This is a genomic window from Staphylococcus sp. HMSC063A07 (assembly GCF_001836955.1).
GTDB lineage: Bacteria > Bacillota > Bacilli > Staphylococcales > Staphylococcaceae > Staphylococcus > Staphylococcus lugdunensis.
Genome location: NZ_KV830904.1, coordinates 29,689 through 43,295, shown reverse-complemented (window position 1 = coordinate 43,295; position 13,607 = coordinate 29,689). Strand labels below are relative to the sequence as shown.

Below are 13,607 nucleotides of genomic sequence, written 5' to 3'. Positions count from 1 at the left end.
CAGTCCCAAGGTGGAGCGTTCTTATCATTAAAAACAAAAAAAGCATTTAAATTAAAAGCCAAGTGAATGACTTCTAAATTTAAATGCAAATGAACAGTCAAATGTTCTGAAGACTTATACTTATATTTAAAATGCTGATTATCTTCAACTTACAAGCTTAATCTTCTAATAGTTTAACAATTTCTCTATTAAAATCGTCTAAGTCATCTGGTGTACGACTTGTAACAATATTTTTGTCAACGACTACAGATTCATCAACAACATTTGCGCCTGCATTTGACAAATCTTTACGCACATTTAAAACAGCTGTTACAGTTCGACCTTTTAAATCGTCAGTATCAATTAAAATCTGTGGTCCATGACAAATTGCGAATGCTGGAACATCATTTTTAGTAAAGTATTTTGCGAATGTACCATAACGGCCTTCTGTGTCACCACGTAAATAATCTGGTGAGAATCCTCCAGGAATTAATAACGCATCATAATCTTCTGGATTGGCATCTGCAATGCTCACATCCACTGCGATTTTTTCCCCATGTTTACCTACAACTTCACTATTCGCTGTATCGCTAATAATAACAGTTTTAAATCCTGCATTTTCAATAGCTTCTTTAGGACTTGTAAGCTCTATATCCTCAAATTCATTGGTAACTATAATTGCTACTTTCTTAGTCATAAAATAAATCACCTTTCTATCTAAATTATTATATTTAGTATATAGACAAGTTGATTCATAATTAAACATCGTCATTTTGATTTAAAAGAACTTGATAATTCAAATCATTCACCTTTGTGATGCACTTGCGGTATAAACTTAAATCTACACATCTAACTTTTAATGCCCGACTTGTTTAACCTTTTCTTCTAATTGATCTAAGAGCCCAATCCATTCATCGATATCTCTTATACTTACGTCGTTTGGATCTACGTGATCAATATCATCAATGAATTTAGACAAACGTTTTTTAATTTGGTCAATGGTTTTTTGTTCATTCATTTGTCATGAAATCTCCTTTAAATTGTTTTAATAATGATATTATTATCCTAACAGAATTTGACAAAAAGCGATATAATCTTAATAATGTTTACTGTACTTTCAAGCACATAGTAAAGAATTCACTTTAGGAGTAATAGTCATGATAACAACAAATAAACAACCTATTTCAATCCAAAATGATCCCTGGGAAACTTATAACGATATTGAATCATATGGCCACTTAGCGCTTAGTAATATTGAATTTACAACAACAAATCTATGCAATATGCGATGTAGCCATTGCGCTGTAGGTTATACATTACAAACGAAAGATTCCGAATCATTGCCGATGGATTTGATTTATCGCCGTTTAGATGAAATCCCTCATCTTCGCACTATGTCCATCACAGGCGGCGAACCTATGTTTTCTAAAAAATCAATTAAAAATGTAGTAAAGCCATTACTCAAATATGCATATGATCGTGGCATCTATACTCAAATGAATTCAAATTTAACTTTGCCACAAGACCGTTACTTAGAAGTTGCCGAATACATTGATGTCATGCACATTTCTCACAATTGGGGAACAATTCAGGAATTTACAGATGTCGGCTTTGGTGCAATGGTAAAACAACCACCTTTAAAAGCAAAGTTAAAACTTTATGAGCAGATGCTTGACAATGCTCGTACACTGTCTGAACAAGGTATGTTTGTTTCGGCAGAGACAATGTTAAATCAAAGTACATTGCCGTATTTAAATAAAATACATAATGAAATCGTGACGGAAATGAAATGTCAACGTCATGAAGTTCATCCAATGTATCCTTCCGACTTTGCTAGTCAACTAAATGTGTTATCTTTAGCAGAAATGAAACAAGCTATCAATTATTTATTAGATATCCGTCATGATGATGTATGGATGTTATTTGGTACTTTGCCAATTTATCCTTGTATCAATGACGAAGATGATCAACTACTTCTCGACCGATTACGAAATGCTAAAAACGTAACTATGCGAAATGATCCTGATGGTCGAAGTCGTTTAAATGTCAATGTTTTTACTGGCAATGTCATCGTGACAGACTTTGGTGATGAAAATGGTACAATATCTAATATTAAAAATGATAAGTTAGTAGATGTCTTTGATAAATGGTTAGACAGTGAATTAGCAAAATCTTTAAATTGTCATTGTGAAGCTTTTAACTGTTTAGGGCCTAATGTTTTAGTGAAAAATATGTATTATCCAAATACTGATTTTAGAAAAAATGAAATTGCTATGCACAGTCAAAATATTTATAGCTAAAATATACAAAAGCCTGGAATAACTTTTGTGGAAAAATTAGGGGGCGGGTCAGAATTCATGATGAATTCGTAGTCCCGCCCCGGCAAGGTTGACTAGGATTGAATAAAGATTGGTATAAGCGTATTTTCAATCCAGTCTGCTACTGCCAATACATATAGTTCATAGACCAAAACATACTTATGTCCCAAACTCTTCTCTGTATGCAATACTTTCTACGATTGACTCGCCTACTTAGGAAACAACTTTAGCCATCCCAACTTGCTTTGAATTCCTTTGGTGTTTCAATTTTAATTTGATATATTGATGACCCAAACTGTTATTTACTCTTCAATATTTTGTACGTCAGATAAAAAGTTAATCGTTCTTTTACTTTCCTCTCGTCGATCTTTGCGACGTTTTACGCGTTGTGGTGCTGTTTCATGAAACCATTTTTCAACACGTGTTTCAGGATAGACTTGCGGCACTTTAATCGGCTTCCCATTGTCATCTAAGGCAACAAACGTAAGAAAACTTAACGCTGCTAAATGCCGTTCATTATGCAATACATCATCAATAATAATTTGCACACAAACCTCCATAGAACTGTGCCCAGCATAGGTTACCATTGCTTCGTATGAAGTAATATCACCCGTTTTAATTGGGCGTAAAAAGTCGACAGAATCTGTCGAAGCAGTGACTACTTGTGCATGACTGTGTTTCATTGCCGTTATAGCTGCTATTTCATCAATATTTGCCATCAATGATCCACCAAAAAGCGTATGTAAATGATTTGTGTCTTGCGGAAAGACTTGTTTTGAGTTAACGCTTTTTGATTCAGACATTGATTTTCTTTCTGGTTGTTCACTCATGCTAACAATCCCCTTTTGTATTTAATAAGTAGACTATGCCCAATTACCATTTTTAAAGACCAGCTCTTTACTACCGTCTTCTAAAATACCATAAATGGTTAAGTCAGAACTTCCGATCATAAAATCAACATGGACGTTAGAATCGTTTAAGCCATGCGCTATTTGTTCATCTGTAGACATTTCCGTACCACCCTTAAGATTAAATGCATACGCCGAACCAATCGCTAAATGACAAGAAGCATTCTCGTCAAATAATGTATTATAGAAAATCGTATTGCGATTAGAAATTGGAGAATCATCTGGAACTAATGCTACTTCCCCTAGTCGTTTTGATCCTTCATCGGTATTTATTAAGTCGCGGAGTACGTCCTCACCTTGTTCAGCTTTTATATCAACAATGACGCCTTCTTTAAATGTTAAAGTAAAGTTATCAATAATCGTACCATTATAGCTCAACGGTAATTTATTAGTAACATAGCCATTCACTCTATTACGATCAGGTGCCGTAAACACCTCTTCTGTAGGTATATTGGCTATAAAAGCTTGTCCATTACCATTGACATAGCTGGTAGCATCTTCCCAAATATGTCCATTTGGAAGCCCGACTTCTAGGTCTGTACCTTTAGAAATATAGTGTAACGCTTTGTATTGTTTACGCTGTAATTTATCTGCATGGACACTTAAATTTTTCACATGTTCCTGCCAATTTTTAATAGGATCATTGCCGTCTATGCGAACAATATCAAAGACTTCATCAATAAATTTATTGTAGGCCTCTTCTATGCTTAAATCTGGATATACGCGATGCGCCCATGCTTTAGAAGGAAATGCTGCTACCACCCATGGAAATTGATTTTTTTGACTTGCTTCCATGTAACCTTTAAACGCTTTACTATATTCTATTTGATTTGCTTTTAATTTGTCAGAGTCAATCCCATTTAACAAATCTGGGTCTCCCGAAAGTAAGGCTAGATTTGCTGCTCCGCGTTGTACATAATCCATTCTTTCGTCCACATCATAAGCTTTTAATTCTGTATTTTTAAAATAATCTACAGACTCATGCTCAAATTTAAGTCTGGTTAATGTTGGATCTGTGTATACAACTCGCACATCTGATGCACCTAATAAATATGCTTCTTCAACTATCAAATGTGTTAACTCTAACGCTTCAACTGATGAGCGAATAAAAACGGGTTGTTGTGGTTGAATATTCATACCAACTTTTACTATTAATTGGGCATATTGTCGTAATTTTTGTTGATAATTACTCACGTTGTATTCCTCCTAGTTATGACGTAAATTACCTAATTCGTCTGCAATAGCTGTAACTTCGCTCGGTGAAAATGTGTCTTTCGACATTACAAAGCGATGCATATCTGCTATATCATCTTGATTTGCATTTTTAAATTTTTCAGGATTAATTAATGCAGGGTTCACTATATTGAGTTTATTTCTTATTTCTTCAATCATAACCTCATTTGGCTTCGACACTTCATTCACCTCTTTATGATTAATATTCTTTTAAAATATCACATTTTCAAAAACTTTTATAGGAATTAGCCAATTTATACTTTTTTATTGTTTCAATTACCGATAAAATGGGCATATAGAGAATATGCTTGGAGGAATTCAAATGATAGAGGTAGCATTTGTATGTCTCGGAAATATTTGTCGGTCACCTATGGCTGAAGCAATCATGAGACAACGGTTAAAAGATAGAGACATATCTGGTATCACAGTTCATTCTAGAGGTACTGGAAAATGGAATCTTGGTGAGCCCCCACATGAAGGGACACAAAAGATTTTGACACAACATCATATTCCATTTGATGGTATGATTAGTGAATTATTTGAACCTCATGATGACTTTGATTATATTATTGCGATGGATCAGAGTAATGTTGATAATATTAAACAAATCAACCCAAATATCAAAGGACAATTGTTCAAACTATTAGATTTTAGTAACATGAAAGAGACAGATGTACCTGATCCATATTATACAAATAATTTCGAAGGCGTGTATGACATGGTACAATCATCTTGTGATAATTTAATTAACTACATCATTAAAGATGCAAACTTGAAAGAGAGGTAATTCCTAATGGAAAACAAATTTATTCCTGGTATTTTAATTGGCGCTATCGTTGGTGGTGCTGCAACACTAGCTGACAAATCAACACGTCAATCATTAGCTCAATCAATCAAAGATTTAAAAGAAGGTAATCGTTCACGCAAACCTTCTAAGTTTAATACTATTAAAGATGAAATATTATATTGGAAAGACACAATTGATGAGATTCGTCGTAATAATCCTGAATTAGAAAAATCAATTATGGATGCTAAAGATACCCTTGTAGATCGCAAAAATAAACGTCTTGGTAAGTAATAATTGGCTTTCTATGTGACTGATGTGTTTTAACTTGATGATAGAATTTGCATGGTCACATTAGACAACTACAATGAAATTTGTGCCATATATCTTACACTAATTGAAGACTTAAAGGGGCGGGAAATCAAAGTCGAGATGACTTTTGTCCCGCTCTCTTATTTATAATTATAATTAACGTCTTTACAAAAAGGAGTTTGTCATGGCAAAAAAAGAGAAATCGAGTTCAAACTATCTTAATTCGATTAAAGAGATGCAAGATAAGCATGAACATAAAAGCGATAAAATTAATGTTGATCGTACATACGTAGAACCACAAGAATTCCAATCGAAAGACCCTAAAAAAAGCAATCAAGTATTATTTGTTTCAAGACTTAATAAACCTGCAAAATATACTAAAAAACCAAATTTTATTTCTTATCTTATCTATCGTATAGGTAAAGATGATGCTTCTGGCTTAGCAGCACAGATGACATATCATTTTGTATTGGCACTATTCCCAATGCTTATCTTTTTATTAACTTTACTACCATTATTTCAAATTGACCCTCAACAGGTTAAAGATATGGTTAGTCAAAATGCACCTGCAGAAACTGCAAGTGTCGTATCAAAAATTTTCAATGATATTACAAAAAATGCCAGTGGTAGTATTTTATCAGTAGGTTTAATATTGACAATTTGGTCAGCATCTAACGGAATGACCGCCATTATGAATTCATTTAATGTGGCTTATGATGTTGAAGATGGACGTAATCCAATTGTTCTTAAATTATTAAGTGTTGTCTTTACAGTTGTTATGGGTCTTGTATTAGCTGTAGCACTGACATTACCTACTTTTGGTACATTTATTAAAGACCATTTATTTGGAGCTATTGGCTTAGATAAGCAAGTAGCATGGATTTTTGATTTAATTCGCGTAATTTTACCTTTTATTATCATATTATTGCTGTTTATAACATTATATTCAGTAGCGCCAAATGTTAAAACAAAAATAAAATCTGTTTTCCCAGGGGCACTATTCACTTCAATTATTTGGTTATTAGGTTCATTTGGTTTCGGTTGGTATTTATCTAACTTTGGCAATTATTCAAAAACATACGGCAGCTTAGCAGGTATTATCATTTTGCTTCTTTGGTTATACATCACATGCTTTATCATCATCATTGGCGCAGAAATCAATGCTATTATTCATCAGCGTCATGTAATTAAAGGTAAAACACCTGAAGAAGCTGCATTGGAACATGACGATAACAATCAGAATCATTATAATGAAAATACGACTTACGAATACAATGACGAGACTTCAACAGCCAAAGAAACAAATTATGAAGTAGATAAAAATGCTGAAGCGTTAGAAGATGAAGATAAGGAATCGATTAAAGATGTTATTATCGATAAATTTACTTCTAATGATAAAAATTCAAAAAATTAATTATTTCATTTAACGTAAGCTATTTAGCTAGTAATCTAAAGAAGCCGAATTATGTTGTTAAAAGCATAATTCGGCTTCTTTAATTGACGCTATTGTAATTCTATATCTCTATGTTTATCAATATTTAGAAATATCGAATATATCATCTAACTTTGCCTATCGTTTTCACTGCTTATTGAATAAGATTGTGCTGAAATGCATAGATTACTGCTTGTGTACGGTCTTGTACTTCTAATTTGCTTAAAATATTACTCACATGTGTTTTAACTGTTTTAATAGTAATGTGTGATGCGCTTGCGATTTCTTGATTAGAATATCCTTTAGCAATTAACAGTAAAATTTCCATTTCTCGTTCTGTTAACATTTCATATAGCTCTGCACGTTTTTTCATTCTATTTCGCATTTTTACCAGAACTTCCGGTTCAAATACAGATTCTCCATGATATGTTTTGCGCACTGCTTCAGCGATATCTTTAGCGCTTGTTGTTTTTAAAATATAGCTGTCAACACCAGCGTCTAACGCTCTATATACTTCTTTATCCTCAATAAAGCTAGTCAGCATTACAACTTTAATATGAGGCATCTCTTTCTTGATTTGCGTTGTCGCTTCGACGCCATCCATGTCTTCCATTAATAAATCCATCAAGATTAAATCTGGCTTTAATTCTTGTGCTTTAGCTATTGCCTCTTTACCAGAAGCACCTTCACCTACAACTTCAAGGTCTGGCTGAGTAGATAAATAACTAGAAATTCCTATTCTTACCATTTCATGGTCATCTACAAATAGTACTTTAATTGTCATGTGAATCCTCCTTGTTTAACGGTGCTTTAACCTCTATTCTTGTTCCAGAATCAGGCAATGATACAATATGAAATGTTGCACCTATTTCTAACGCACGTTCGCGCATATTTTTCAAGCCATAACTTTGTTCGACTTTATCATCAACATTAAATCCAATGCCATTATCTTGTATTCTTAATAATAAATAATCTGCTTTATTAAATAATTCTACAGTAACTTTAGTTCCTTTTGAATGTCTTAAAGTATTAGAGATGGCTTCTTGAGTAATTCTAAACAAATGATCTTCTAAACCTTTAGGCACTTTAAATTCTTCAATATCGTGAACCACTTTCATCGGTACTTTTTTCTGTAAATCGATGACTAAATCTTTAATACCTTCACCCAACGACTTGTCCTTTAAACCAATTGGTCTTAGATGTAATAAGAGCGCTCTCATTTCAAGTTGTGAATCTTGCACCATTTTTTCTAAAACTGGAATTTGTTGATCTAAAGGTGGTTCTAGCTCTGTTTCTTTAATTGCAGATAACATCATACTGGCTGCAAATAATTGCTGGCTCACTGAATCATGTAATTCTCGAGCTAGACGTTGACGTTCGTCTTCAATTATTTTTTTCACTTTTACATCATTTAAATTATAATTTTCATTTGTTAAGTTTTGTGTTTTCATTCTTAATCGGTGTAACTCTTGATTTAAGGGAACTAATGTATGATATAAATCAATTGTTTCATTATACAATTCTATATTTTGATCATTTATACCAACTGTTTCCCCTTCTATTGCATGCTCTACTTGTGTTTTGATCCAATCATTTTGTTGATTGATTTTAAAAGCTAATATAGAGCCCACAATAATACATAATAAAATAATAACCAAATTTAAGAAAAGGAATACTGGTATTCCAAATATTTGTGTATAAAACATGCCTTGAAAGTAAATGATATTAACGAATACTTTATCAATAAACAGAAAAGCAATCATTAAGCTATACACTAGTATCAACATTGAGCCGATTGCTCGAATATAGTGGTTCATCGATAAATCACCTCAACGTCACCAATAAAAGTTGAAACATATATATTTACATTATAGTTCTCTTCTTTTAGTTTTTCTTCAATTTGGACGTGATTATTTTCTACTTTATAAGATTGTTGATTCATATAGGCATTACCGTAAAACGCTGTCATGTGTAAATTGACATTATAGTTCAGTGGAACAATCAGTTGTACTTTTCCTAATAAATGACGCACGACAATCGTATTATTTTCTTTAATATTGGCTGCTTTTGTCAAATCAATATGAACGTCGCCAACTCCATGTTGAATTTGTACATCTTCCCATTTATAAACATAAACAGGTGTACGTTGTTCACCAAACCATTTTTGTTTAATAAACTGTGGTGAAGTCACTTCTTGCTCTGAAGCAACAATTGATAATGGTTTAAATTTAAAAACTAAATACCGAATAATCAATATCACTAAGAAAATAAACAATATAATTATTGTATATTTATTAGATAATAAAGTAAACGCTATTAATAATGCTCCAATCCAAAATGCTAATAGCCCTCTTACTTTGTGAAAATAAAGGTAGCCTACATACACTAAAATACAGCCTAAAAGTAAAACGAAAAGAAAGCCAATTTTTTCGAAAAATATATAATAAAAATTGGCTATAATCATTAAAGCTGTAAAAATAATTAATAACTCGGTTGATATATATTTACGTGTCATGGTTCGCCTCCTGAACAACTCAATTTAAGCAACATGACAAATTTGTTGCACGAGATGACATTCTTTTTCAGTAATAATGCGTTCTTTAGATTGTTGTGTTAAATCGGCCTCAATTTTAGCACAATAAGCTTCAAATTGATCCAATCGTGCTTTAATCGCTTGAATTTCACCATCATTAATTTCTTCTGCACACCGAATATTACAAACATGCAATATATCAATATATTTATTTTCTAACGTTGATGTCAAGCTGTCAATTAACTTTAATAAATGTGCTCTTTTTTCATTTAAGTATGCAATATAGTCTTCTATATTTTTTAATTTTGTATCTAAAATAAGTTTATATTCGTCGATACTTTCTTTAACAATATCTTTTAAAAATTTTTGTAAGTATATATCCATATATGTCATAGAACCACCTCGTTATCGATTAGTTCTATTGTAAAATAAATCCGAAGCCCAAATAATAGGCTTCGGAACCATTTTAATATCATACTTTAGCCGTATAAGATTAATTTTATGTAATACTTTACATCTTACTTATCAATTTTAGTCGTTAACAATGGCCCATCTTTTGTCACTATGACAGTATGTTCAATTTGAGCTACAAAACTTTTATCGCTTGTTTCAAATGCCCATTCATTTTTTCCTTCTGTGACAAATGTAGCATTTGAAGAAATAAATGGTTCCACTGCAATAACGACACCTTCTTTAAGAAGTGTTTTATCTTTTGGATCATAGTAATTCATAACATGATTTGGCGCTTCATGCAATGATAGACCTACTCCATGCCCAGTTAAATTCTTAATTACTGTTAAATCATTTTTACGGGCAGTAGCATGTACAGCTTTACCAATATTGCTTAATTTAGTGCCTGGCTTAACCTTTTTCATCGCATTTTCAAACGCCATAATAGCAACATCACATACCTTTTGTTTCATAGGATTGTCCGCTTCTCCCACTACAAATGATATACCTGTATCTGCGTAGTAACCATTTTTCAATGCAGATACATCAATATTTACTAAATCACCTTCGCGGATAATACGCTTACCTGGAATACCATGGGCAACTTCTTCATTTACACTAATACATGTTTGTCCAGGAAAATTTTCATCGTGTATGGGTGCAGAAATAGCACCGTACTCTTCAAATAATTCTTTAGCAATATTATCTAATTCTTTTGTTGTAATTCCAGGTTTAGTAGCCTCTTGCATAGTATCTCTTACTTTAGCGCAGATATATCCTATCTCTTTTAAGGCTTGTAATTCTTCTTCTGTTTTAACAATCATATTATCCCGTTCCTTTTTTAATGATATTATATCTTATTATACCAAAAATTTTTTGATATACTAATTGAGAACATTAATTTCTACATAATAGAAGTTTAAGTATCACACTGATAGAAATTGAGACTAGCGCTTAGAATTTAGTCAATTTAAAGAAATTGCGAGTGGGATTTTTTAACTTAATTTAAGTTCCCACTGAGCCTAGACCTTAATTATCTTAAAGTCTTTCGAAAGGTCAGAGTTTCAAATGAATAAATGGTATAAAAATATAATTGGAGCACGTACTATCAAAACAGGTGTTGCGACATTTTTTACTACAGTTTTTTGTATGTTATTAAATTTGACACCTATTTTTGCAATATTAACAGCAATCGTTACAATCGAACCTACTGCGAAAGCCTCATTAAAAAAAGGGTATCGACGCCTGCCTGCTACAGTCATAGGTGCACTTTTAGCCGTAGTTTTTACATTTATATTCGGTGATCAATCTCCATTTTCTTACGCACTAAGTGCAACATTTACGATTTTATTATGTACTAAATTAAATTTACAAGTGGGAACAACCGTTGCAGTATTAACCTCTGTAGCAATGATTCCTGGTATACATGAAGCATACATATTCAACTTCTTCTCTAGATTATTGACAGCGGTTATAGGCCTTTTGACAGCTGGTTTCGTCAATTTTATTATTTTGCCGCCTAAATATTTCCAACAAATAGAAGATAATATCGCTATTTCTGAAACTAAAACGTTTGAATTATTTTCAAGTCGTATACATGAACTTTTATTAGCTAAATATCAATCTAACACTAGTAACGATAAGCTTTCAAATTTAATAGGTTTATATTCTAAGATTGAGACTTTAATAGGCTATCAAAGAGATGAATTACGCTATCATCATAAAAATGAAGAATGCTTGCATTTAAAAGACTTAACGAATCGTGCACATATTAACCGATTATTAATTACACATTTATCAAATATTATATATTTACCTAAACATACACGTATTGTATTTTCAAATGAAGAAAAACTTGCGATTATTAAAATCAGCAATAGTATTAAAAATATTCAATGTAATGGTTGTTTCAACAAAGAACCTAAGGCGGCTTCAACATTAAAATCGTCAGTTAAGCTTCTTGAAGAATTTGATGTAAATCAGATAAAGAGTCATGTCATCTATGAAATCTTAATGATTTATAAAACGGTAGATAACCTTTATTCATAGCACTTTACAATCGAATGCTTAAGTGACAGTTTTATTACAATTTAAATTTTAGTTTCATTATTGAATAAAATGACTTAAAAGTGGTACATAACAACTGTACTGTTTTTAAGTCATTTTTTAGGAGGCATTTAAAATGAAATACATTATAGTTGGAACTTCACATGCAGGTTATGAAGTAATTGAGACACTATTAAAAGAAGATGAAAATGCTGATATTGAAGTATATGAAAGTGCCGATAAACCATCCTTCTTATCATGTGGTATTCAAAGTTATTTAGAAGATATTTCTCCATCATTAGATTCATTACATTACGCATCTGTAGAATCTTATAAAGCTCAAGGTGTCAAAATTCACACGAAACATACTGTCACTGATTTAGATACGAATAAAAAAACAATAACAGTTGAACACGATGGCCAATCATCAACGGTTAGTTATGATAAATTATTCTTAAGTCCAGGTGGTCAACCTGTAACGCCTCCAGTTGATGGTATAGATAAGTATAATCACGTATACTTTATGCGAGGACGTGAATGGGCAGATGCAATTAAAGCACGCATGCCAAAAGCGAAAAAAGCCATTGTTGTAGGTGGAGGCTATATTGGAATTGAAGCTGCCGAAGCGTTTGCTAAAGCAGGCATTGAGACAAAAATGATTGATATTACTGATCGCCTCTTATCTACCTATTTAGATAAAGAGTTCACTGATATATTAGAAACACATGCTAAAGACCACCATCTTACATTTTATGGGGGTCAAACAGTTAAATCTCTTGAAGGTAATGATCAAGGTGATGTAACAAAAGTTGTTACTGATAAAGATGAATTCGAGGCTGATACTGTGCTATTTGCTGTAGGTGTTGAACCTGCCACAGATTGGTTGAAAGGTAAAATTGATTTAGGTAAAAAAGGTATTATTAACATAAACCATAAGCAAGAAACGTCTGCCCAAGATGTATATGCAGGAGGAGACGCTACTTTGATACCTTTTGCTCCAATTAAAGAAGATCGCTATTTAGCTCTTGCAACTAATTCACGTCGTCAAGGTATTACTGCAGCTAAAAATATGGCGGGTAAAGATGCAACTATGCCAAGAGTATCAGGAACTTCAGGATTAGCACTGTTTGATTATCACTTCGGACAAACTGGTGTTCACGGTTCAGAAAGTGATCAATATGATGGTAATTTAGGTCAAACTTATATTGAAGAACTAATAAGACCTAAATTTATGCAAGACCAAACAAAAGTACACATGAAAATGATTTATGATAAAGACAGTCATAAAATTTTAGGTGGTCAAATCATGTCAAAAGAAAATGTAATCGAATCTATCAATACAATTTCTGTGGCTATTTCTGCTAACTATACTTTAGAAGATTTGGCCGTACAAGACTTTTTCTTCCAACCGGACTATGATAGACCATGGAACTACCTTAACGTTTTAGCTCAACAAGCTTTAGGTGAAACATATGGTAGCGATAAAATGCTATTCTGATGATACTATGTAGTTATATTTATATATTTTCCAATAAATATATAAAAGATTAAAATAATCAGTTTTGGGACATCATTATGTTTCAGGCTATGAACTAAATATTGGCAGTAGTTG

The 13,607-nt window shown here is 32.4% G+C and carries 16 protein-coding genes; 6 read left to right on the top strand and 10 right to left on the bottom strand.

Annotated features, from left to right (window positions below; translation table 11 throughout):
• Positions 1-157: 157 nt before the first annotated feature.
• Positions 158-676, bottom strand: a complete 519-nt coding sequence (locus HMPREF2597_RS01165) for a type 1 glutamine amidotransferase domain-containing protein (protein ID WP_002477965.1) — start codon at positions 674-676, stop codon at positions 158-160.
• A gap of 159 nt (positions 677-835) precedes the next feature.
• Complete coding sequence (locus HMPREF2597_RS12520) at positions 836-997, bottom strand: SE1561 family protein (protein WP_002461323.1); 162 nt, start codon at positions 995-997, stop codon at positions 836-838.
• A 139-nt stretch (positions 998-1,136) separates the two neighbouring features.
• On the opposite strand from HMPREF2597_RS12520, the gene yfkAB reads away from it, so the two are divergent.
• Positions 1,137-2,279 carry a radical SAM/CxCxxxxC motif protein YfkAB gene (gene yfkAB / locus HMPREF2597_RS01160; protein ID WP_002477964.1) on the top strand — a complete coding sequence of 381 codons (1,143 nt, stop codon included), beginning with the start codon at positions 1,137-1,139 and terminating at the stop codon, positions 2,277-2,279.
• Between the two features lie 320 nt (positions 2,280-2,599).
• Here the strand turns inward: yfkAB and HMPREF2597_RS01155 are convergent, their stop codons facing one another.
• Genes HMPREF2597_RS01155 through HMPREF2597_RS01145 form a run of 3 tightly spaced genes read right to left on the bottom strand, consistent with a single transcriptional unit; the run spans position 2,600 to position 4,597 of the window.
• The gene (locus HMPREF2597_RS01155) at positions 2,600-3,127 is read right to left on the bottom strand and encodes an acyl-CoA thioesterase (protein WP_002461325.1); all 528 of its coding nucleotides are present in this window, start codon (positions 3,125-3,127) and stop codon (positions 2,600-2,602) included.
• Positions 3,128-3,160: 33 nt separating this feature from the next.
• On the bottom strand, positions 3,161-4,399 hold the full coding sequence (locus HMPREF2597_RS01150) for an aminopeptidase (protein ID WP_002477963.1): 1,239 nt from the start codon (positions 4,397-4,399) through the stop codon (positions 3,161-3,163).
• A gap of 12 nt (positions 4,400-4,411) precedes the next feature.
• Positions 4,412-4,597, bottom strand: coding sequence for a DUF1128 domain-containing protein (locus HMPREF2597_RS01145; protein WP_002492715.1), 186 nt, complete (start codon positions 4,595-4,597; stop codon positions 4,412-4,414).
• Between the two features lie 163 nt (positions 4,598-4,760).
• Between HMPREF2597_RS01145 and HMPREF2597_RS01140 the strand changes: the two genes are divergently transcribed.
• The 3 genes from HMPREF2597_RS01140 to HMPREF2597_RS01130 all read left to right on the top strand — a co-directional run bounded on the left by HMPREF2597_RS01140 (position 4,761) and on the right by HMPREF2597_RS01130 (position 6,948).
• Complete coding sequence (locus HMPREF2597_RS01140) at positions 4,761-5,225, top strand: low molecular weight protein-tyrosine-phosphatase (protein ID WP_002477961.1); 465 nt, start codon at positions 4,761-4,763, stop codon at positions 5,223-5,225.
• 6 nt (positions 5,226-5,231) lie between these two features.
• Positions 5,232-5,516, top strand: coding sequence for a YtxH domain-containing protein (locus HMPREF2597_RS01135; protein WP_002461330.1), 285 nt, complete (start codon positions 5,232-5,234; stop codon positions 5,514-5,516).
• A 202-nt stretch (positions 5,517-5,718) separates the two neighbouring features.
• Positions 5,719-6,948 (top strand): YihY/virulence factor BrkB family protein, encoded by a 1,230-nt coding sequence (locus tag HMPREF2597_RS01130; protein WP_002461332.1) that lies wholly within the window; start codon positions 5,719-5,721, stop codon positions 6,946-6,948.
• 172 nt (positions 6,949-7,120) lie between these two features.
• Here the strand turns inward: HMPREF2597_RS01130 and vraR are convergent, their stop codons facing one another.
• From vraR to map, 5 genes are all read right to left on the bottom strand, one after another.
• On the bottom strand, positions 7,121-7,750 hold the full coding sequence (gene vraR, locus HMPREF2597_RS01125) for a response regulator transcription factor VraR (protein WP_002461333.1): 630 nt from the start codon (positions 7,748-7,750) through the stop codon (positions 7,121-7,123).
• Complete coding sequence (locus HMPREF2597_RS01120) at positions 7,740-8,783, bottom strand: sensor histidine kinase VraS (RefSeq protein ID WP_002461334.1); 1,044 nt, start codon at positions 8,781-8,783, stop codon at positions 7,740-7,742. The genes vraR and HMPREF2597_RS01120 overlap by 11 nt, the downstream gene beginning before the upstream one ends.
• Entirely contained in the window at positions 8,780-9,481 is a 702-nt protein-coding gene (gene liaF / locus HMPREF2597_RS01115; protein WP_002461335.1) for a cell wall-active antibiotics response protein VraT, read from the bottom strand. The genes HMPREF2597_RS01120 and liaF overlap by 4 nt, the downstream gene beginning before the upstream one ends.
• A gap of 24 nt (positions 9,482-9,505) precedes the next feature.
• Positions 9,506-9,892: a hypothetical protein gene (locus HMPREF2597_RS01110; protein WP_002477960.1), complete on the bottom strand. Its 387-nt coding sequence runs from the start codon at positions 9,890-9,892 to the stop codon at positions 9,506-9,508.
• A gap of 125 nt (positions 9,893-10,017) precedes the next feature.
• The gene (map, locus tag HMPREF2597_RS01105; RefSeq protein ID WP_002461338.1) at positions 10,018-10,773 is read right to left on the bottom strand and encodes a type I methionyl aminopeptidase; all 756 of its coding nucleotides are present in this window, start codon (positions 10,771-10,773) and stop codon (positions 10,018-10,020) included.
• Between the two features lie 244 nt (positions 10,774-11,017).
• Between map and HMPREF2597_RS01100 the strand changes: the two genes are divergently transcribed.
• Together HMPREF2597_RS01100 and HMPREF2597_RS01095 are read left to right on the top strand one after the other, a co-directional pair.
• Positions 11,018-11,998, top strand: a complete 981-nt coding sequence (locus tag HMPREF2597_RS01100; protein WP_002477959.1) for an FUSC family protein — start codon at positions 11,018-11,020, stop codon at positions 11,996-11,998.
• A gap of 133 nt (positions 11,999-12,131) precedes the next feature.
• Entirely contained in the window at positions 12,132-13,493 is a 1,362-nt protein-coding gene (locus tag HMPREF2597_RS01095) for an FAD-dependent oxidoreductase (RefSeq protein WP_002477958.1), read from the top strand.
• Positions 13,494-13,607: the final 114 nt, after the last annotated feature.